The following is a 19964-nucleotide window of genomic DNA, read 5'->3' as shown; positions in this document are numbered from 1 at the left end:
TCGCACCGTGCGACTCTTGACCAACTCAGAACAAGCCATGGCTCAAAGCCAGTACGATCCGTTCAAGATCGTTCCACGCAGAGCAAGGGGGACTCCCACCGTGCGCACCACTGAACGGTCCTTCGCGTCCACACGGACCCGTCGGTCCCGACGCCTGGCCGCCGCTGCGGTCGTAGCCTCCTGCCTGCTTATGGCCGGTTGTGGCGGCTCAGCCAAGCCGACGGTTTCCGCCGACAGCGCCGCCCCGGCCCCGTCCAGCGCGTCGCCGTCGCCGAATGCCACAGACACAGCGAAGGCGAAGCTCCTCACGGCCTACCAAGGGTTTTGGAATCTGCAAGTCCAGGCCTACACCCAGGGATCCTTGGACGGGCTCCCCATCAGCACCTATGCGATTGGGAAGGCGGATGCGAACATCCGGGCCTCCCTGCAGTACTACCAGTCCCAGGGGTTGGTCATGCGAGGGCGGCCGACGCTCACCCCGTTGGTGACGGCTCTGGACCTTGCGGCCAAGAGTGCGACGATCACCGACTGCATTGACAGCACCAACTACCGGCCCGTCGATAAGACCACCGGGGAGCCGGCACAGCTGGCGGACAAGGTGTTCCGCCACCGCTGGACCTTCCAAGCCACCTTCGACAACGTCCAGTGGCGGATCTACGACGACTCAGTCGACAGGACAGCTGCATGCTGAGCCGAGCGCGACGCCTGCTGGCGGTTCTGGCGATAGCTGGCGTGGGACTTCTCGTCACCCCCAGCGTCTGGGCAGACGGTGGAGGTGGCGGAGGCGGCACTGTGACCTGCCCAGTTGGTGTTACCGATTGCAGCGTCTCGGCGAGCAGCTCTCCGCCACCGAGCGGAGGCTCCTCCGGTGGGGGGACAGGAGGCGGGAGCGGAGGCGGGAGCGGCCAGTGTTCGTTCTCCGGCCACACATTCCCCTGCTACAACGCCCTCTTCGGCTGGTTCGACAACCAAGACGGCTGCTACTACCAGCTGATGAATCCCCAGCCGGATGCCAGCAGCGACCTGTGGCAGGGACACAAGCCGGGTGACGGCGCCGTCTACTCGTCGGACTGCCCGCTGATAATCGGCAAGGGCCTTCCTGGCGGCGGCGCGCGCTGGTTCCAGAACCCGCCTCCCGGTTACGGCGGCGCCGTGAACGTGCAGGCACTGGCGCAGCAGGCGGTCTCCAAGATGGCGTTGCAGGGGCCAGCGATCGGGATCGCTCCGCCGCCCGGGGCGAAGGGCGTGGTCGGGCTGCCGGTGTGGCTGTGGGACAACGTCTCGGCGACGACCTGGGGGCCGAACACAGCGTCCGCATCAGCCGGCGCCGTCACCGTCACCGCGACGGGGAGCGTGACGCAGATCGTGTGGGACATGGGCGACGGGCAGTCGGTGACCTGCACCGGGCCAGGTGAGGCGTACCAGGCCGCCTTCGGCAGCGCGCAGCCGCCATGCGGCCACACCTACACGCAGACGTCCGCGTCGATGCCGAACGGCCGGTACGCGATCAGCGCGACGGCGACGTGGGTGGTGAACTGGCAGGCCACGACCGGGCAGACGGGGCAGATCACGGTGACCCGGAAGTCTGCGTCGTCGGTGGTCATCGGTGAGCTGCGGGACCTGAACAACTAGACGACGTGCGTGAGGAAGCAGGAAGACGCTGATGGCTTTGACGAAGCCGCGCCAGCCGGTCGAGCAGGGGCTGGGGCCGGTACCGATCACCACGAGCGTGCCGCGCCGGGCGCGGCGGCCGATGCTGGCCGCCGCCGGCGCGGCCCTGGCCGTGGTGGGCGCGCTGGGCGCGTACGCGATGGTGAACCAGGCCGGTGACCGCGTGCCGGTCCTTGCCTTGGCTCGGGCGGTGCCGAAGGGGCAGGTGCTCACCGCCCAGGACCTGACGGTGGCGCAGGTCGCGCCCGATCCGGCGTTGGCTCCGGTCCCCCAGCAGGATGCCTCCCAGGTGCTGGGGAAGACCGCGACGGCGGACCTGGCCCAGGGTTCGCTGCTCACCCGCGGATCAGTGGCCGCCGGACCGGACGTGACGGCGGGCAAGACGGTGGTCGGGGTGCTGGCCAAGCCGGGGCAGCTGCCGGCGGGGATGCTGGAGCCGGGCAGTTCCGTGCAGGTAGTCCAGACCCCGGCACAGGGAGAGGGCAAGGTGCCCGCCGCACCGTTGACGATTCTGGCGAGCGTGGTGTCGGTCGGGTCGCCGGATGCGAACGGCAACAGTGTGGTTGACCTGGCGGTGAACCCGGGTGACGCGCCGCAGCTGGCCGTGTGGGCGGCGCTCGGCCAGGTCGCGATCACCTTGCAGTCGGGGTCGGCGGGATGACGGTCGTCGCCCTGGTCTCCGCCCGCTCGGGCGCGGTGACCGTCAGCGCGCTCGCGATGGCGCTGGCCGCGCCGAAGAAGACGGTCCTCGCCGAGTTGGACCCGGCGGGCAGCTCGGTTCGGGCCGGCTTCCTGCACGGCCAGGTCGATGCCTCCGTCGGGCTCCACAAGCTCGCGACCGCGGTGCGTGCGGGGAATCTGGGGAGCCAGTTCGCCGAACATCTGGTCTCGTTGGACAGCAGCGTCGGGAACCGGATGCTGCTGCCGGGGCTGACCGATCCGGCGCAGGCCTCGGCGATGTCCGGGGTGTGGGAGCACATGGTTCCGGCGTGGCCGGTGCTGGAGCAGAACGGCTTCGACATCGTGGTCGACGCAGGAAGGGTGCTGATCGAGTCTGGGGAGTTGTCGAGCACCCGGTATCCGGCAGCGGTGCTGCGGCGGGCGGATGTAGTGCTGCTGGTGGTGCGCCAGTCCCTGGTCGCGGCGGTGGCGGCGGCCCCGGTCGTCGCAGCCCTCAAGCGGGACCTCGCCGAGCGCGGCACCGGAGTTGAGGCGCTGGGGCTGCTGCTGGTCCAGGAGAACAAGCAGCCTCCCGCCGCGGAGATCGCCCACCGGCTTCAGGTCCCGATGCTGGCGCAGTTCGACTGGGACCCGGATACCGCTCGGGCGCTCGCGCACGGGCCCGACCGGCGCGGTCTGACGCTCAAGTCGGTGCTGCTGCGGCAGGCCCGAAGCGCGTGGGAGCCGGTCACTGCACTGGCCGCGCGGCGCCGGGCGCAGCTGCACGTGGGCGGATACGCCTCGGTGTACCAGGGAGGTTTCGGTGGCTGACACGCAGCCGCGGACCACGCTGAACGGCGTGACAGCGGCAACGTCGATCCCGGGGCTACGCACCTCGTTCGAGGCCGCATTGCAGGCGCCACGGCCGCCCGCTCCGTCCCGTGGACCAAGCGCGGGGGCGGGGCCCGCTGCGCTTCCAGCACAACAGGCGTCTGCGGGGGTCTTGCCGGTCTCGTTCGAAGAGTTGGCCGAGCTGCGCAACAGGGTGGCTGGGGAACTGTCGGACCGGGTCCGCGACGAGCAGGTCAGCGAGGCGGACCGGCAGCAGCTCGGCTGGCAGCTGGTGGTCGAAGTCGTCGCGAAGTGGGCGACCGACTACAGCGCGAAGAGAGCGCCGCTGCACGCCGAGCAGGAGCACGTGATCCGGCGGGCGGTGTTCGACGACCTGTTCCGCGCGGGCCGGCTTCAGCCGCTGCTGGACGACCCCGACGCGGAGGACATCCGCATCAACGGCAGCGATCCGGTCGAGGTGGTCTACCAGGACCGGCCGATCGCGCGCCTTGCCCCGATCGTCGCCTCCGACGCCGAGCTGGTGGAGCTGGTCAACCAGCTGGCCCGTACCCAGGGACAGGGTGAGCGCTCCTTGTCGCCGGCCAGCCCGCTGCTGCGGATGCGCCTGGCCGACGGCTCCCGTCTGACCGCGAGCTACCTGGTCACACCCCGCCCCCAGGTCGTGATCCGCAAGCACCGCCTCAAGGACACCCGGCTGGACCAGATGGTGGCCTGGGGCTCCATCGACACCGTCCTGGCGGAATTCCTCAAGGCGCTGGTGCGGGCCCGGAAGAACGTCTTCGTCGTCGGCGGGCAGGGCGCGGGCAAGACCAGCCTGCTGCGGTCGATGTCCCGTGAGATCGCCCCGGGGGAGCGGATCGGCACGCTGGAGTCGGAGTACGAGCTGTGGCTGCACGAACTGCCGGGCCCTGGTCCGCAGGTCGTGCCGTTCGAGGCCCGCGAAGGCAACGGTGAGAAGGACGCGACCGGCCGGATGCTCGGCGAGCTCACCCTCGCCGACCTGTTCCCCCACCTGCAGCGCATGTCGCTGCGCCGGATCCTGGTCGGTGAGGTCCGCTCGGTTGAGGTCCTGCCGATGCTGCACGGCATGATCGAAGGCGAGGGCGGGTCGATGTGCACCGTCCACGCCCGTAGTGCCCGCGCGGCGATCGAGCGCGTCGCCACCCTGGCGCTGGAGGCCGGGATCGGCATGAGCGTGGAGCTGGCCTACCGGCTGATCGCCGAGGCCTGCCAGTTCATCGTCTACCTGCGCCAGGAGGACGAGACCGAGATCGGCGGCAAGCGGCACCGGTTCGTCGCCGAGATCTTGGAGATCACCGGACTCGGGGAGGGCGGACGTCCCTCCGTGCAGCGCATCTTCGCGCCCAAGGAGGAAGGCGGGCGGCGTGAGCCGCGGGCGGTCCCGCAGCAGATGCCCGCGTGCATCGACGACCTGGTCCGGGTGGGCTTCCAGCGCGAATGGCTGCTGCACCCGTTCGGCACCTGGAGCCACGAACTGAAGACGGTGACACAGCTTTGAGCATCACGTTGATGGAATGGATCGCTGCCTTCTGTGCGGCCGCCGCGGTGGCCGGCCTGGTGGTGGCCGTGGCCGGGTTCGCCGGCTGGATGACGCCCGAGCACGCCCGGCGCCGAGGGCTGACGCAGCGGAAGCTGCGCGCGCTGGCCGGGCTGGACGGCGGCCGGGCTCGCGCGGCGTGGTGGCGTGCGCGCCGCACCCGTGTCCTAGCCGGGTGCGCGGTCGCCGTCGCGGTGTGGTTGGTGACCGGGTGGCCGATGGCCGGCCTGCTGTCCGGTCTGGTGGCGGCGAACGCGGTGTGGCTGCTCAACCCGGGACGCGAACACGCCGAGCGGATCGCCCGCCTGGAGGGCCTTCAGGAGTGGGTGCGCAGGCTCGCGGACATCCACACCACCGGGCTGTCGCTGGAGCAGTCGATCCGGGCGAGCGCCCCGAAGGTCCCCACCTCGATCGAGCCCCACGTCAAGCTGCTGGTCGGACGGCTGGCCGCCGGGTGGCCCACCCGCGCCGCCTACCGGGCGTTCGGCGACGACCTGGACGACGTCACCGCCGACATGGTCGTCGCGATGATGCTGCTCCACGTCCAAGACCGCGGCGACGGCCTCTCGCGCGCGTTCAAGGAACTCGCCGGCGCGCTGCAGGAGGAAGTACTGATGCGGCGCAAGGTCGAGGCCGACCGCGCCAAGCCCCGCGCCAACATGCGCTGGGTCGTCATGTTCTGCCTGGTGGTGTTCGGGCTGTCGATGTTCTCCGGCTCCTACGTCACCCCCTACTCCAGCCCCCTCGGAGTGCTCGCGATGATCGGGTTCGCGCTCGGCTTCGTCGGCATGGTCGCGTGGATGCGGTCCATGGCAAACATGCGCCCCACCCCCCGCTTCCTGTCCTCCGCGGACCGCACCAAGTCCCTGGCCGAGCGCACCCAGGAGGTCCCGCAGTGATCCCCGTCGCCCCCGTCCTCCTGGCCGGCGCCGCCGTCGGCGGCGGCATCACCATGCTGGTCGCCGGTCTCTCGCGCGGTCGCGGCGACCTGGGCGACGTGATCGCCCGCATGGACGCGAACCGCATCGACCTCCTCGCCCCGCAGCAGGCCGTGCAGTCGACGGACTGGCGCGAACGCCTGGGCGGGTGGGCGCTGTCGCGGATAAGCGACAACCTCGTGCGACTGCCCCGCAAGGAACTCGCGATCCTGCGCGAGTCTCCCGCGCTCCAACTCGGCAAGAAGATCGGCGTCGCCCTGTACGGGCTGCTGGCGCCCTCCCTCGGCGCGGCCGTCGCGGTCGCCGGCGGTGCGCAGTTCCCGTTCGCCATCCCCGGTGTCATCTCGCTGGTGTTCGCGGTGGTGGGCTGGTTCCTCGTCGACGTCAACACGCGCCAGCGCGCGGCCGAGGCCCGCACCGAATTCCGCATCGCCATCGCCTCCTACCTCGACCTCGTCTCCCTCGAGCGTGCCGCCGACGCGGGCCCCAGCGAAGCCCTCAAGCGCGCCGCGCAGGTCGGGGACGGCTGGGTGTTCGAGCGGATCCGCGACGCGCTGCTGCGCGCCGAACTCGCCGGCATCGCCCCCTGGGAAGGGCTGCGGCAACTCTCCGAGGAGATCGACGTCCCCGAGCTTGGCCACCCGGCCGACATCATCGCGATCGCCGGTGAGGAAGGCGCGTCGGTCTACTCCACGCTCCAGGCCCAGGCCCGCTCGCTGCGCGGAGTGCTGCTGACCGACCAGCAGGCCCACGCGAACACGGCCTCGGAAAAGATGGTCGTCCCCGTCGCCGCACTCGTCCTCATCATGACCTGCTACATCGCCCTGCCGGCGATGGTCCGGGTCATCAACAGCTGACTGTCCTTCACCACCAGCCCTCTTGGAGGCCCTTCATGTCCGATCCGCTGATCACCATGGCGATGACCGCGGTCCGTGCCCGCGCTGAGCGGGTCCGTGCCCTGCACCGGGATGAGGACCGCGAGCGCGGCGCGTTTTCCATCGAGCTCGCTCTGCTCATCGCCGGCCTCGTCATCATCGCCGGCATCGTCATCGCCATCATCACGACCAAGGCCACCCAGAAGGCCAACCAGATCGGTTGAGCCGTCACGGGCCAGGAGCAGGGTTGTCGGGGAGGAAGAGCGGCAGTCATGAGTGAGCGACCACCTGAACGGCGGTGCCGACGACCGTGGCCGGGGCTGCGGCCTCGCCGAACGGTCGGCCGCGACGTCAGAGACCGGGGCGCGCTGTCGCTGGAACTGGCGATCCTGGCACCGGTGGTGATGCTGCTGCTGTTCACGATCGTCCAGGCGGGCTTCTACTTCTACGCCCGCAACGTCGCCGTCACTGCGGCCCAGCAGGGCGTGGAGACCGCGCGTGTCCACGGCGCGACGCTCGGCGAAGGCGAGAACCAAACGTGGGATCTGCTGCACCGCACCGGCGGCAGCATCACCGGCCCCGCCGTGAGCGGATCGCAGACCGCCGCCGATGTGACGATCACCGTCACCGGCAGCGTCACCACCTGGATCCCGGGCCTGACGTTCCACCTGTCTCAGACCGCGACCGCCGCGAAGGAGCAACTGGTCCGATGAGCCGCTCCCCCCGCACGTCGGCGGGCGACCGCGGCGCGCTGTCGCTGGAACTGGCGATCCTCGCGCCTCTCCTGCTGGCCATGTTCGGATTGATGGCCCTGGCTGGGCGCGTCTACCTCGCCGGCTCCACCGTCGACAACGCCGCCCGTGACGCCGCCCGCGCGGCGTCCCTGCAGAACTCTCCCGGCGCCGCGCAGCAGGCCGCCCTCCAGGTCGCGAACCAGTCCCTGACCTCCCAGGGGGTCCACTGCGCCTCCACCGACGTGACCGTGCCGACCGCCGGGTTCAGCGCACCGCTGGGACAGCCCGCCGCCGTCACCGTTACCGTGACCTGCCAAGTCGAGCTCGCCGGCCTGTTCCCCGGGGTCCCGGGAAGCAAGACGCTTCGGGGCTCGTTCACGTGCTCCATCGACCAGTACCGGCAACGCGCCGCCGGTCAGGTGCCCTTCTCAGGTGGCTCTGCGGGGGTGCGCGTTGCCTGACTTCCACCTGCGCGTGCGACCCCGTCATGGGGACGGCGACCGGGGATCCCTGTCGATGTTCACCGCGATCGTCATCGTCGCTTGCTTCGCGGTCCTGTCCCTGGTCGTCGACGGCGGCCTCAAGCTTCAGGCTCTCGCGAAGGCCGACGGCACCGCCCAGGAAGCCGCCCGCTCCGGCGCCCAGGCGCTGGACAGTGGTGCCGCGCTGACCGGGCACGGCTTCCAGATTCAGCCCCAGCAGGCCGTCACCGCCGCTCAGGCCTACCTGCGCGCCGCCGGTGTCACCGGCACCGTCACCGTGAACGGCAACACCATCCAGGTCACCGTCTCCGCCCCCTACACCCCGCTCTTCCCGCTGATCAGCTCCGGCACCGTGACCGGGCACGGCAGCGCACAACTCCTCTACCAAGGAGGATGACGATGGACTCCGGCCCGCTCCCCCGCCTGCTGAAAGGCCTCGGCGCGCTCGCCGCGCTCAGCGCCCTGGAGGCCGGCGTGCCACTCGCGCTGCTCGCCTGGGGCACCAACCCGCATCAGGTCCCGACCTGGCAGCAGACGACCGACGCGCTGACCGGCCCCGACAACGGCAGCCTGTTCCTCGGCGCGCTCACCGTGATCGGCTGGCTCGCCTGGGCGCTGTTCACCGTCCAGGTCCTGCTGGAACTCATCGCCGTGCTGCGCCACCGCGCCGCCCCGCGGCTGCCCGTGCTCGGGGCCGGGCAGCACCTGGCCGCGACGCTGGTTGCCGCCGCCGTCCTGTTGTTGCCCACCACCGGCACCGCGTTGGCCCAAGGAGCCCCGCACACCGCGGCCGCGGCCACGCTGCACCTGCCCCACCACACCGCCCCCAGTCCCCAGCAGGTCGCCGTTGCTGTCGGCGCGCAGGCCGAGGCCGACCAGGCCGGGCCGGTCCACCACGTCAGCGCCGGCGACGAGACGCTGTGGGGGCTGGCCGAGCGCTACCTTGGCGACGGCACCCGCTGGAAGGACATCGCCGCCCTCAACCAGGGCATCGTCCAAAGCGACGGCCAGACCCTGACGCCCACCACCCTCCACCTGGTGCCCGGGTGGACCCTGCGCCTGCCCGCCGACGCCCACGCCCGCCCGCCCCGGCATACCTCGCAGCACACGCACGACGTCCACCAGGTCCAGCACCACGCCCCCGATACCGACCCAGGGGCCGACGAGCGCGGCGACACATCGAGCCCGGACGGTGTCAGGGAGCGTGTGCACATCGTGCGGCCGGGCGAGACCCTGTCGCAGATCGCGCAGGACGACCTCGGCAACGCCGACGCATACCCAGCCATCTACCAGGCCAGCACCGGCATCACCCAGTCCGGCGGCCAGCACCTGACCGACCCGAACCTCATCCTGCCGGGCTGGAAACTGGACATCCCCCAACCCGCCACGGCCCCCACGCCCGGCCAGCCGGGCGGAGCAGCGCACGCAGGCGGCGGTCGCGACGGCGGCCACTCCGCCACGCCGACGCCAACCGCGCCCACGGCCACGGCTCCCGCTGGCACCCCGACCGCCTCGCCGTCTACGGCACCGACGTCCACGCCCGCAACGGGCCCTGTCGGCGCCCCGACCGCGTCCGCGACGGCCGTGCCCTCCCGAGCGCCGGCCTCCCCCGCCACGCCCGGCACACCGACCGCAGCACCAAGCACCCCCGGCGCGGCGACCTCGTCTGCCGCTCCATCCGCTACAGCGGTAACGCCCGCCTCCGCCGATGACTCCCAGGCAGGGAGCGAGCTGCGGATCGGCCTAGCGATCAGCGCGCTCCTGGCCGCCGGGCTGCTGGGCGGATACGGCATCAAGCGCGCCCTGCAGCAGCGATCCCGCCGCCCCGGCGAGACCATCGCTGTCCCCGCCGAGACCAGCAGCCTGGAGCAGATACTGGCCAACCAGGCCGATCCCGCGACCGCCGAACTGCTCGACCTCGCGCTGCGGACCATGGCCACCCACCTGCCCGACGGTGAGCCGCTCCCCCAGTTGGAGGTCGCGCGGATCGAGCGGACCCGCATCCAGCTGCGCGCCGACGGCCCGGCGATCGCACCATTCACTTCAGGCGAGGACGGCTGGTGGAACCTCGACCCGGCCGCCCAACTGCTCGACCCGCCGGCCGCCTACGACGTGGCAGCCCCGTACCCGATGCTGGCCACCCTGGGCAAAGAGCCGGACGGCACGCTGGTCCTGGTCGACCTGGCCGCCGCCCGGACACTGCTCCTGGACGGCACCACACAGCAGGTCCGCGAGGTCGCCCGCGCACTCGCCCTGGACGCCGCCACCAGCCCGTGGGGCCAGGAGCTCCAGGTTCTCAGTGCCGGCCTCATCGAGGCCGGTCTGCCTCAGATGATGGCCACCGGCCGCATCCGTCGCCTGGACCGGATCGGTCACGCCGTGACGGACTTGGCCGATCAGCTGCTCACGGCGCACCAAGACCCCGACGCCGAAATGCCGTGGATGCTGGTCGCCAGCGACCACATCGACGAGGAGACGGCGTGGGAACTCGCCGGCCTGGTCTCCCGCTCCCCCAACGCGCCAGTCGCCCTCGCCCTGCCCGGGGAGGGACTCGACGCGTTGTTCCCGGACGCACTGCGCCTCGACTGCGCCATCACCGAGCCACAGCCACTCCCTCACAACACGGCGCCCGTACAACTGCAGCGCGTCACCGAGGCCGAGTACCAGATCCTGACCGAGGACCTGCGCACCACCGAGCAGCCCGCCAACAAGGCGACGGGTGCCTGGACCCGGGTCCCCGACGACACCCGCACCCCCGCGCAGCCGCCCACCGATCAGACGGCGGCAGCCGACGAGTCCGGTCCGGCCGAGACAGATGGCGCACCGACCGGGACCGTCACCCCGTTCCTTGCCTTCGCCGGGCAGAGCGGCAACTCCCCCACACAGGCCACGCCGATGCCCGTGCTTCTCACGTCGGCCCCGTCCGGTGGAGTGGCGCTTCCCAGCCCGGTAGCGCTGGCCGCCGACGAAGCCGCGGACGCCACGGCGTTGACCGTGGACGTGCCGACGCAGTCCACGCCGGTCATCGAGCCCGCCGACTTGCATGCTCCGGAGATCCGCCTGCTCGGACCGGTCGACGTCACCGGGCTGGGCAGCAGTGGCCGTGGAAGGCGCCTGGCGGAGGTCGCCGCCTTCCTCTACCTCCGCCCGAACCGCACCCGAGACAACCTCGCCGAAGCGATGAGCCCCAACGCACCATGGACGGAGAAGAGCGTGACGCAGCGCATCCACGACCTGCGCAACCTGCTGGGGAACGCCCCGGACGGCACACCGCGGCTCGCCCGCAACGCGCGGGACGGCGTTTTGCCGACGATGACGGGGGTGCGCAGCGACTGGGCGCGGTTCTGCAAGCTCGCCGAACGCGGGCTCCTCGCGGGCCCCGCGGGCGTCGATGACCTCGAAGCGGCCCTCGCCCTGGTGCGGGCCCGGCCGTTCGCCGGCAGCACAGCCCGGTGGAGCATGCCCGACGCGCAGGAGATGGTCTCCCGCATCGTCGACACCGCTCACACCATCGCCCGGTACCGCACAGACACCGGCCACTACGACCAGGCCCGCGCGGCCATCGCCGTCGGGATCGATGTCGAACCGGCGGCCGAGATGCTCTACCGGGACTGGCTCGCCCTGGAGGCAGCCTGCGGAAACACCGCCGAGGTCCATCGCATCATCTCCCGCCTCCAGGAAGAACTGCGGACCTTGGACGTCGAGATGGACCACGCCACCGAGGAACTCATCGAGGCGATCTTCGAGCAGCACATGAAGGGCAGCGCCTGATCGACGCCTGGAACGGCACGACGCCCCTGGCTCGGGCCAGGGGCGTCTCGTGTGTCCGGAGCCTGTCCACCCGGGCTGCGCTCACCGCGTGCGATTCGTCGAGCGTGCGGCACGTACCGCGTTCCCACCGTCGCACGGCTCAGGAAGTCCTGCACTCGGGCAACTGCGGCCGAGCCAACCCTGGTCGTGCCTGGTTGTGCCGAACGCGGGTCACGGCCATCGCCTCACTGAGGGGTGTTCAGTAGCGCTTCCTGGTCGGCGTCCCACGCGGACTTGAAGCGGGGAAGGTAGCGGCGAAGGTGTCCCGGGCTGAGGGCCTCGCCGGAACGGCCGGTGATTCCGTACTGCTCGAAGAGCCACTTTGCGAGCTGCTCGCCGTCGGGGAAGGCTCCGTGGCGTTGCGTGTAGTCGTTGAAGGCGAGGCGGTACTGGTCCACAGCGCTTCCCTGGGAGGGCGCGGGAGACGTCTGTGCAGCGCCCGACGAGTGCTGGGGTGCGAACACTGAGGTGTCAGGAAGCTGTGGTGCCGCCTCCACCAGGGGCGTGGGCTCTGCCGCAGGGACTGCCTGCTCGACCTGCTGCTCGGGCATGGTCGCCGGAGTCGGTGTCACCTCGACGACGGCCTGTACTGGGGCGGCAGCCGGAGCGGGGGCAGGCGCAGGCTGCTCGGCCAGAGCGGCGCCGGGCGCGGGCTGAGCCTCGGGAAGGCCGGACACGTCGGAGTGGGCTTCGGGCGCTGCGGCAGGGGCGGGAGCAGCGTTCGACAAGGGCTGTTCCTCACGGGGCTGCGGCAGCAGGGCCTTCACTCCGGCCTCCGTGGCAGGCAGGCTGATGGTCGCAGTGCCCGGCAGGACGGGGACGACGTCCAGCTTGAACTCGGGCAGCGCCTCACCGAGGTTCGCCAGCTTGAGAAGCAGGATCATGTCCACCGGAGCCTTGTAGCGCCACAGCCGCCCGTAGGAAGCACGGAGTCGGGCTCGGTAGACCAGGCGGCGACGCTCGTGCTCGAGGGCTTCTTCGTAGGAACGCAGCTCCCACAGCATGCGGCGGCGGAAGAGCCGCATCGTCGCGATCGGGGCGAAAATCCAGCGGCCGAGGCGGGTGCGCTCGAAGAGCTGGTTGGCTTCGATCTGCGCGAGGCGGCCGACGGTGTGGCGGGCAGCTTCGATCGCGGCGACGAAGAGAAGGGGGACTACTCCGTGCATGCCGCTGGCGAGCGGCCGGGGCCAGGCTGATGCCGCGTTGAAGACGATCGTCGCGCCGGTGAGCACCCAGGCCAGCTGACGCAGGATCGGCAGCGGGATCCGCATCCACGTCAGCAGCAGGTCGAGCGCGAGGAAGACGGTGATGCCGACATCGATGCCGATCGGCAGGAGGTAGGAGAACCAGCCGAAGCCGTTGCGTTGGGCCAGCTTGAGGACGGCGTCGTAGGACCCGACGAACCCGATGAGGGAGATGACGATCGTTCCGATCACCACGATCAGCACCAGTGCCTTCTGGCCGCTGCTCAACTGGCGACGGTTCATCCCGTTCCCCTCGTCCTGTCCTGTTGACCTGAGTCCCTAGCTTCACACGCGCCTGTCGTGTCGATGCCTGCATGCCGGGAATCCGGCTCGCGGGCGCTGGCGAGTGCGGGGGTGATCGTATCCGGTCCCTTGAGATTTCCATTATGGAAAGCCCGGGATGCCCGATCATGAAGGCATGCCGAAGCGCCGCCCCCCTTCCCCCGACCCGGCCGCTCCCCTGACCCGGCCGCGGCCGCGGCTCGGCCACGTCGCGGTGCCCCAGGTGTCCACGCAGCTGCGAGATCTGCTGGAGCAACAGCTGAGCGAGACGTCCTCCCTGCCGGCCGCGGAAGAGCTGTACGCCCTGCTCGTGTTCGCGGAGCGCGCCTCTCGCCGCATAGGCGACGCCAGGCTGCGCGGCGAGGCTGCGGTCCAGCGCGTGCTGCTGTGGCAGTGGCTGCGCGAGCAGATCGACGCGCACCAGCTTCGGGCGGTGGACGATGCGCGCGCGTCGGATGTGGAGTGGGCACGGCTGGTGAGACCGCTCGGTGTCGAGTCGGTGCCGGGTGCGCACAACAAGGTTCGCCGGATGCGCGCGGACGAGGCCGTTGGGGCTGACGGGGTTCCTGTGCGCAGAACTCCGGAGGCTGTCAGCGCCGCGCTCGCTGCGCGCGCGGCAGAGGAGGCGGAGGCGCGGGTACGCACACAGGTCGCCCTGGCACGAGCGGGAGCTGTTCTGGCGGCTGCGCGCTCGATGAGAGCCCACGCAGCCGACTTGCTCACGGACGACGGCGAGGGAGAGATCGACTTCTGGTTCGGCGAGATGGAGGCCGTGCTGGCCGAGGTCGACGAGATCGGGGCACCGACGGAGGCACAGGTGTCGTCGCTATCGGCGTGTCTGTCGCAGGTCTCCCGACGGATCAGGGCCTTGGCGGAGGTGAGCGCCCGCCAGGCCGCGGACACAGCGGAGGCTGCGGCGGCACTGGAAGCGGGCGCGTCGGTCAGCCGGTAGCGCCCGCGGGCAAGCGAGGCTACTCGCCAAGGGTCCACGGGCAGCGCGTCGCCGAACGCTTCCGACCGAAACGCGGGACGCATCCACTCCTGCCATCCGCGAGGCGCACCGAGTTCATCGCTTAAGGTGCGCATGGACTCAGCCCGAGCGCGTCTGCGCATTCGCCAGCGAGACGGTTGCGCAGAGCGGGCTCCTGCGCAGCGTTCGTGCGCAAGACAGAATGCGCACACCGCGTTGCGCAGCCCTGGACGCGCAGGGCCTGCGCACCTGCCGACTCCAACGGCCGCGCGCTTCTCTCGCTGCGTGTTTCCGGCGGAAACAGACCCGAAGCCACGTGGGCCTCGTCGTCGCGGCCGGCCTTTGAGGGCGCCTCGGAGAGGGGCCGACGGACGAGCGCGCCACCGCACCAGCGGACGGGTCCCAGCTCCTGGGCGGCGAGCGGCTGGCCGATCCACGGGAACGGGGCGACTGCTGAGCCGTCGGAGATGGCTCGCGGCACGCGGGCGAAGGCACACGGTCTCGAGTAGCCAGCGGGCCCAAGAGCCGCCTCGGGGCATGTGCGCACCACCAGCTGCTCGTCCTGTTTCCGGCGGAAACAGTCCGCCGTGCCGATGCATGCCCTGCTGTGGCGTCCCTCGACGTCGGCCGGGCATGTGGGGCAGGTGCGCGCGCGCACGTGTCTTGACTGCGCAGATGGTGCGCACAGCGGCATTTTGCGCGTCTCGTTGCAATACCGATGTTCAGAGATCTGAGCGCCTGCGTCTCCCAGTGAGTGCGGGCGCTCGCCCTCTTGGAGTTGCCCGTTTCCGTCGGAAACAGCAGCAACCGCAGACATCAGGCGTACTCCGCCCCGTCGATGCCAGCAGCCGAGCGCCTCGGGACAGCGCGCACGCATCCGACGACGGCGAGCTCGGTGAGATTCGGAGGCCGCGGCTCGGTGTTTCCGGCGGAAACGCGTACCCGAGGACACAGCCGAGCTGATGCTGCAGATCCGGCGGAAACCGTCGCAGTCTCGAGATGCCGCCCCCGCGCACCAGCCACCTCATTCTGAAGTTCGCCGGTTGCATCGCCAGCGTCTCGTGGGCTCACGCGGGCCGCATCCGTGCGCATCGCGCGTGGCGCTGTTTCCGCCGGAAACGCCGCCGAGGCGTCACGGGGCGGTGAAATCCAAGGGAGATGGCGGGCGGTGCGATATCGAGCCGATAGTCTCGCCGATGCCGATGTGATTGCCGACGAGGAGAGACTATGGCTGTTCTCATGCCACGACCGTCAAAGAAGGCGGCGGGGAAGCCGCCGGCGGCGCCTGCTGCGCCGAGCGAAGGCGCGGCGCCCGTTGCGCCAGGGGCGGTCGAACCTGCAACTCCCGGCGTTCCTGCTCCTGCTCAGGCCGAGCGTTCGACTGCGATCTACACCGTGGACGCTTCGGACGGCGACATCCTGACCCTTGAGCTCGAGCACATCGCCCCGAATCCGCACAACGATCGAGACCCTGGCGATGTGTCGGCCGAGGCCGAGCACATCAAGGCCAAGGGCGTGCTGCAGCCCATCTCGGTGATGCGATCAGACCGGTATCTGGCCCGCTGGCGCGAGGAGCTCCTGGCCGATCCGGAGACTGCGGAACTCGTCCCGACGGTCGAGGCACGGCCGTGGGTCATCCTCTTCGGTGAGCGGCGCTGGCTTGCGTCGCGGGAGGCCGAGCTCAAGACCATCGACGCGATCGTCCGCAATGATCTTGTTGGCGAGTCGCAGGAGATCATCACCAGCGAGAACCTCCTTCGGAAGAATCCGAGCCCGCTTGAGGAGGCGCGCGCGTTTCAGCGCCTCAGGGACAAGCGCGACCTGTCGTACCGGGAGATCCAGCTTGTTGCCGGGCGCAGCGTCGGCCACATCTCCAAGCGACTGAAGCTGCTGGAGTACGCACCTGAGGTCCAGCAGGCACTGACGGAGCGGCTGATCGGGCCGGATGGCGCGATGAAGATCGGGGACGCGCTGCCGGACCACGGCGACCAGGCTGCCGTTTTGGGGTTCTTGGCTGCCGGGGCAGGCTCGCTGCAGGAGGCCATCACGCGGGTCCTGGCCGGCGAGCGCGTGGGGGTGGATGCGCAGCTGCCGCACCAGGCGAACCGGTCTTCTCCTGCGGGTGTTTCCGGCGGAAACACCACCACCCAGGAGCACAACTCCACGGTTGAGCGCGAGCATGACGCCGGAGGCGATGCAGACGGCTCGCCGTCTGCTGGGGCACAGGAGCCAGCATCCGGTCGCGGCAACTCCTCGGAGTCCGCGTCGGCGGCGAAACCCGCGTCGGCGGAGGACCAGGCGGCTGTCGACCGGCGCGTCGCGGCCTCGGAGCGTGTGCAGGCATGTCGAGCGCTCGTCGCCACGAGTGCTGAGCTCGACGACCCGGTGCGTTGGAGCATTGTGTCGCGGACCGTCCTGGCTCAGTTCAACCAGGCAGCGGCGCAGAACACCGCGCATGCGTGGCTCACGGCCGAGGGAGTGGCCGAGCTAGACCTCACTCCCGCGAGCGCGTATTTTCAGGCGGTGCTCCAGTCGGGGCGCCAAGCGCTGATCGACCGGGCGACATTCACAGTCGCTCTCGCTGGTGCCGAGATCCGAGCTGCGGACCGGCGCCGACCCACCTACGACGCCCAGGACAAGTGGTACGTGCAGTTCCTGCGCGAGCACGGCGCCTACATTCCCAAGACCGACTGGGAGAACCATCAGCTCGGTCTTCCGGCATCCGGCCAGTAGGCCCGGTGCGATCCCTGTGTATGAAGAGAGGCTCCCTTGACCGATGCTCTTGTGCGGACTGTTGATCCGCGCTTTCGCCCCGCCGGCCGGACGTATCCGCAGATCTGGTCGTCCCTGCTCGCCCGCGGTGGGATCGGCAAGACCGCGTTCACGACCTCCATGACCGTCACGCTGGCGCTGCGCGGCTACCAGATCACGGTCTGGGATCTGGACCAGCAGTGCAACGCGAGCTCCGGACTGGGCTGGGGTCCCCAGGAGATCGGCTCCCGTCCGACCATCCTCGACTTCATCCTCGGCGATGCCTCCTACGAGGAGGTCCGGGTTCAGGCGCGCTACAAGCTGGCCCAGGGCGTAGACCACGAAGGCAACGAATTCGTGGAGTGGATGGACATTCCGAACCTGTACCTCATGCCAGCAACCGAGTTCCTGACGAACGCCGACACGCTGCTGACACAGACCGAGCATGCCCACCGCTACTCGTGGTTCAAGGACTTCCTGCGCGACGAGTACGACGGCGACGACGACATGTTCTTCATCGACAACCCCGCCAACTACGGCAAGCTGGTCGGCACCGTCGCGATGATGATGGACGAGCACGACGAAGTCATTCCGACCTGCTTGGCCAGCTCGAAGGCGGTAGAGGGAATCCCCTCCCTGATCAAGGAGCTGTCCCGCCTGCGGGAGCAGTTCTCGAAGTCGAAGGCGATCCCGGGCCGTCCGACCGTAAAGCGCATTCCACTGATCGGCGTGCAGACCGGAAGCCGCGCTGAGGCGGACAACCGGAAGTCCGTCCTGGAGATGGAGGAGCTGTACCCGGAGCTGGTGAAGGACTGGCCATACATCCGGTACTCAGCGACCGCAAAGACCAGCTTCCGTGACCACCTTCCCCTGCCCATCCAGGCACCGAACAGCCCCGCGGTGGAGGACTACCGCAAGCTCGCCACGGCCTGGGGCTTCCCCGACCTCGAATAGCAGCGTGACGACATGAGCCCCGGCCAGGTCGCGGAAGACCTCAACTCCCGCGCACTGACCGGGGCTCAGCCGCTTCCCGGAAGGTTAGCGTTTCGACCTGGCGGAATGGCGCTGCTTGATCAGGATCGGTGTTTCCGACGGAAACACCTACCTCAAGCGAACCCTAGGCGGGATCGCGAACATGGGGCCTCGGCCCCGGATGCCGGGCACGTCTTCCCTTGGAGACTCCCTGGACAGCAATTTGCGGAGCGCCGGATCGCGACGACCCGCTGCCAGGGTGCTGGTGACGTGCGCCAGTCAGGGCTCGTTGAGTCCGTGTGGACACCGACACCATTTCAGCGGCCGATAGCGTAGCCACAGGCATCGCGCTGGACTACGACGCTGGCTGCATGAAGCGCACGCGAGCCTTCATGGGCCTGGTGGACAGAGCCGTGGACAGCTACGGGATCGCACTCAACTACGCCAGCGATGAGAACGAGTCGGATGCTCTCCGAGAGGCGATGGCCGCCGCGCTGGGGCGAGTCTCCCGGGGATTCGCGGCCGCAGCTCTGGATGCGGTGTCCCGCGATTCCGCGCTGGCCTTGACTGCTGAGCAGCAACTGCGCTTGGACGCCCTGATTGTCGCGCTGGATCTGCCGACAGCGGAGACCTTGAGCTGCGGCTGAGCACTGGACCCAAGTCGGGGTCGACCTCGCGGACCAGAATCGGATCGCGAACGCCGCACGGCAGGGCTATCTCGTTGGTGCGCTGATCCGTGGACTCCCTCTCAATGCGAAGCGAGCGGCCGTACCCCGGGCATCATCGCGCACGGAACTGGCCGACACGAGGACATCATCGGCACCCATTGATTCCCCCAGGCGGTCGAGGGGGGCAGGAACGCAAAAAGGCCCCGCACACCTCGCGGAGGAGGCGTGCGGGGCCTGTGCCTGCTGCGGTCTCAGCCGTCAGGTGAGTGCGGCCATGGCCAGGGCGGCGGGCAGGATACCCAGGGCGAGGTGTGCGACCTGGTCGACGTGCTGGGCGCCGCCGTTGGCCCGGAAGCCGGCCTGGCCGGTGTGGTCCATCCACCAGGTGATTGGCCAGCGGCGGTCGATGAACGCGTGGAGTCCACTGACCCAGGCGACAGCCCCGAGTACCAGGCCTACGCCCAGGTGGAGGTGGAGCAGCGCCCCGCCGCCGAAGAGCAAGACGAGGTAGCTGGCGGCGTGGATGGACGCGTGGGTGAGGTTGGCACGCCATCCGGTGAGCCCGGGCCCCGCCTTGTGGGCGCTTTGCGCATCGGTCTGCAAGGGGTAGTCCGCGGCGAGGTGTGCGATGTAGAGCAGCACGAAGACGGCTGCGAACATGAGGGAGCCTCTCTGGATTCGGTGGGCGGTGCCGGGCGGCCGGGACGGTCGCGTCGGCGGGCTGGAGGGTGCGGGTCAGGGTGTGCCCGGGTGCGCGTGCTCGAAGGCGCGGATCAGGTCGGCCAGGGCGTCCAGGTCTTCGGTCTCGCCGACCCAGGCGCCGGTCTCGGTCCACACGAGGCTGACGCCGATGGGGTCGTGGAAGAGCAGGTAGCGGCCGTAGCGCTCGATCAGTCCGTCCTCGGAGATGGTGGGCTGTGCGGTGAGCAGCTCGGCCTGGTCGGCGGGGTCGGGGGCCGGGGCGCGGAGCTCCAGGGCGAGGACGTGGAGCCAGATCGGGTCGTCCGGGGTGCTGGGGAGCCGCAGGTAGCCGGTGACGCGGAGCAGGTCGCCGGGCCGCAGGTCGGTGACGACCTGGCGGGCCAGGACCGGGTCGCTGACGCTGCACGGCAGCACCATCTGGTCGGTGCGCTCGTCCGTGGGCTCGATCTCGATGCGGAAGCGGGCGGTCGTGCAGCCCGCGTCTCCGGGCACGGTCTCCTCATCGAGGAAGCCGTCCAGGACGAGGACGTCGGAGGCGTCCATCAGTTGCTCCAGGTGGTCGGTCGGGCTGTGGGGGAGCAGGTCCGTCCGATGCATCTCGTTGGTGGTCTTGGCGTCGGAGCCCCACAGCGGTCGACGGGAACGGCGACCGCGACGCCACAGCGGACCGGCCGAGTCGGGGCGCATCGAGGCGGGCCTGCAATCCGAGGTCGAAGGCATCGCCCGGATGGCCAGCACGCCATCAGCTCCGCGCCTGGTGCAGGTGGCGGGGGGCTGACGGCTTGCAGCGTGGGC

The 19964-nt window shown here is 70.1% G+C and carries 19 protein-coding genes; 16 read left to right on the top strand and 3 right to left on the bottom strand.

Annotated features, from left to right (window positions below; genetic code table 11):
- The first annotated feature begins 16 nt into the window (after positions 1 to 16).
- The 12 genes from TR50_RS45560 to TR50_RS50005 all read left to right on the top strand — a co-directional run bounded on the left by TR50_RS45560 (position 17) and on the right by TR50_RS50005 (position 11541).
- Complete coding sequence (locus tag TR50_RS45560) at positions 17 to 691, top strand: hypothetical protein (protein WP_152648471.1); 675 nt, start codon at positions 17 to 19, stop codon at positions 689 to 691.
- A 302-nt stretch (positions 692 to 993) separates the two neighbouring features.
- On the top strand, positions 994 to 1632 hold the full coding sequence (locus TR50_RS18450) for a hypothetical protein (protein ID WP_052441082.1): 639 nt from the start codon (positions 994 to 996) through the stop codon (positions 1630 to 1632).
- A gap of 37 nt (positions 1633 to 1669) precedes the next feature.
- Positions 1670 to 2332, top strand: a complete 663-nt coding sequence (locus TR50_RS18445; protein WP_236654469.1) for an SAF domain-containing protein — start codon at positions 1670 to 1672, stop codon at positions 2330 to 2332.
- A complete protein-coding gene (locus TR50_RS18440) occupies positions 2329 to 3162 on the top strand; it encodes a hypothetical protein (protein ID WP_042422262.1) in 834 nt (277 codons plus the stop codon). Before TR50_RS18445 ends, TR50_RS18440 begins: the two co-directional genes overlap by 4 nt.
- A 214-nt stretch (positions 3163 to 3376) precedes the next feature.
- Complete coding sequence (locus TR50_RS18435; protein WP_160311130.1) at positions 3377 to 4702, top strand: TadA family conjugal transfer-associated ATPase; 1326 nt, start codon at positions 3377 to 3379, stop codon at positions 4700 to 4702.
- 11 nt (positions 4703 to 4713) lie between these two features.
- On the top strand, positions 4714 to 5640 hold the full coding sequence (locus TR50_RS18430) for a type II secretion system F family protein (protein WP_052441080.1): 927 nt from the start codon (positions 4714 to 4716) through the stop codon (positions 5638 to 5640).
- Positions 5637 to 6536 carry a type II secretion system F family protein gene (locus TR50_RS18425; protein ID WP_052441079.1) on the top strand — a complete coding sequence of 300 codons (900 nt, stop codon included), beginning with the start codon at positions 5637 to 5639 and terminating at the stop codon, positions 6534 to 6536. The genes TR50_RS18430 and TR50_RS18425 overlap by 4 nt, the downstream gene beginning before the upstream one ends.
- A gap of 35 nt (positions 6537 to 6571) precedes the next feature.
- On the top strand, positions 6572 to 6778 hold the full coding sequence (locus TR50_RS18420) for a hypothetical protein (protein ID WP_042422255.1): 207 nt from the start codon (positions 6572 to 6574) through the stop codon (positions 6776 to 6778).
- 48 nt (positions 6779 to 6826) lie between these two features.
- Positions 6827 to 7267, top strand: coding sequence for a TadE/TadG family type IV pilus assembly protein (locus TR50_RS18415; protein WP_084700512.1), 441 nt, complete (start codon positions 6827 to 6829; stop codon positions 7265 to 7267).
- Entirely contained in the window at positions 7264 to 7749 is a 486-nt protein-coding gene (locus TR50_RS18410) for a TadE/TadG family type IV pilus assembly protein (RefSeq protein ID WP_042422253.1), read from the top strand. The genes TR50_RS18415 and TR50_RS18410 overlap by 4 nt, the downstream gene beginning before the upstream one ends.
- 55 nt (positions 7750 to 7804) lie before the next feature.
- Positions 7805 to 8167, top strand: coding sequence for a hypothetical protein (locus TR50_RS18405; RefSeq protein WP_042422250.1), 363 nt, complete (start codon positions 7805 to 7807; stop codon positions 8165 to 8167).
- 2 nt (positions 8168 to 8169) lie between these two features.
- Positions 8170 to 11541, top strand: a complete 3372-nt coding sequence (locus TR50_RS50005) for an AfsR/SARP family transcriptional regulator (protein ID WP_042422248.1) — start codon at positions 8170 to 8172, stop codon at positions 11539 to 11541.
- Between the two features lie 224 nt (positions 11542 to 11765).
- On the opposite strand, the gene TR50_RS18395 is transcribed toward TR50_RS50005, so the two are convergent.
- Complete coding sequence (locus TR50_RS18395; RefSeq protein ID WP_042422246.1) at positions 11766 to 13067, bottom strand: DUF2637 domain-containing protein; 1302 nt, start codon at positions 13065 to 13067, stop codon at positions 11766 to 11768.
- Between the two features lie 262 nt (positions 13068 to 13329).
- On the opposite strand from TR50_RS18395, the gene TR50_RS42645 reads away from it, so the two are divergent.
- From TR50_RS42645 to TR50_RS18375, 4 genes are all read left to right on the top strand, one after another.
- A complete protein-coding gene (locus tag TR50_RS42645) occupies positions 13330 to 14058 on the top strand; it encodes a hypothetical protein (RefSeq protein ID WP_152648469.1) in 729 nt (242 codons plus the stop codon).
- A gap of 1245 nt (positions 14059 to 15303) precedes the next feature.
- Positions 15304 to 16809 carry a ParB/RepB/Spo0J family partition protein gene (locus TR50_RS42640; protein ID WP_152648468.1) on the top strand — a complete coding sequence of 502 codons (1506 nt, stop codon included), beginning with the start codon at positions 15304 to 15306 and terminating at the stop codon, positions 16807 to 16809.
- Positions 16810 to 16845: 36 nt separating this feature from the next.
- Complete coding sequence (locus TR50_RS18380) at positions 16846 to 17781, top strand: ParA family protein (protein WP_152648467.1); 936 nt, start codon at positions 16846 to 16848, stop codon at positions 17779 to 17781.
- A 317-nt stretch (positions 17782 to 18098) separates the two neighbouring features.
- Complete coding sequence (locus TR50_RS18375) at positions 18099 to 18446, top strand: hypothetical protein (protein WP_042422240.1); 348 nt, start codon at positions 18099 to 18101, stop codon at positions 18444 to 18446.
- Between the two features lie 279 nt (positions 18447 to 18725).
- On the opposite strand, the gene TR50_RS18370 is transcribed toward TR50_RS18375, so the two are convergent.
- Both TR50_RS18370 and TR50_RS18365 read right to left on the bottom strand, forming a co-directional pair.
- Positions 18726 to 19127: a DUF3307 domain-containing protein gene (locus tag TR50_RS18370; protein WP_042422238.1), complete on the bottom strand. Its 402-nt coding sequence runs from the start codon at positions 19125 to 19127 to the stop codon at positions 18726 to 18728.
- Positions 19128 to 19202: 75 nt separating this feature from the next.
- Entirely contained in the window at positions 19203 to 19856 is a 654-nt protein-coding gene (locus tag TR50_RS18365) for a hypothetical protein (RefSeq protein ID WP_236654468.1), read from the bottom strand.
- Positions 19857 to 19964: the final 108 nt, after the last annotated feature.

Source organism: Streptacidiphilus anmyonensis, assembly GCF_000787855.1.
Classification (GTDB): domain Bacteria; phylum Actinomycetota; class Actinomycetes; order Streptomycetales; family Streptomycetaceae; genus Streptacidiphilus; species Streptacidiphilus anmyonensis.
Note: the sequence above shows the minus strand (reverse complement) of the source record. Positions and strands in the feature narration are given on the sequence as shown.

Coding starts and splice junctions, on each gene's coding strand:
- TR50_RS18450 (WP_052441082.1), top strand. CDS start 994: ATGAATCCCCAGCCGGATGCCAGCAGCGACCTGTGGCAGGGACACAAG.
- TR50_RS18440 (WP_042422262.1), top strand. CDS start 2,329: ATGACGGTCGTCGCCCTGGTCTCCGCCCGCTCGGGCGCGGTGACCGTC.
- TR50_RS18430 (WP_052441080.1), top strand. CDS start 4,714: ATGGAATGGATCGCTGCCTTCTGTGCGGCCGCCGCGGTGGCCGGCCTG.
- TR50_RS18420 (WP_042422255.1), top strand. CDS start 6,572: ATGTCCGATCCGCTGATCACCATGGCGATGACCGCGGTCCGTGCCCGC.
- TR50_RS18415 (WP_084700512.1), top strand. CDS start 6,827: ATGAGTGAGCGACCACCTGAACGGCGGTGCCGACGACCGTGGCCGGGG.
- TR50_RS18410 (WP_042422253.1), top strand. CDS start 7,264: ATGAGCCGCTCCCCCCGCACGTCGGCGGGCGACCGCGGCGCGCTGTCG.
- TR50_RS18405 (WP_042422250.1), top strand. CDS start 7,805: ATGTTCACCGCGATCGTCATCGTCGCTTGCTTCGCGGTCCTGTCCCTG.
- TR50_RS50005 (WP_042422248.1), top strand. CDS start 8,170: ATGGACTCCGGCCCGCTCCCCCGCCTGCTGAAAGGCCTCGGCGCGCTC.
- TR50_RS18395 (WP_042422246.1), bottom strand. CDS start 13,067: ATGAACCGTCGCCAGTTGAGCAGCGGCCAGAAGGCACTGGTGCTGATC.
- TR50_RS42640 (WP_152648468.1), top strand. CDS start 15,304: ATGGCTGTTCTCATGCCACGACCGTCAAAGAAGGCGGCGGGGAAGCCG.
- TR50_RS18370 (WP_042422238.1), bottom strand. CDS start 19,127: ATGTTCGCAGCCGTCTTCGTGCTGCTCTACATCGCACACCTCGCCGCG.
- TR50_RS18365 (WP_236654468.1), bottom strand. CDS start 19,856: ATGCGCCCCGACTCGGCCGGTCCGCTGTGGCGTCGCGGTCGCCGTTCC.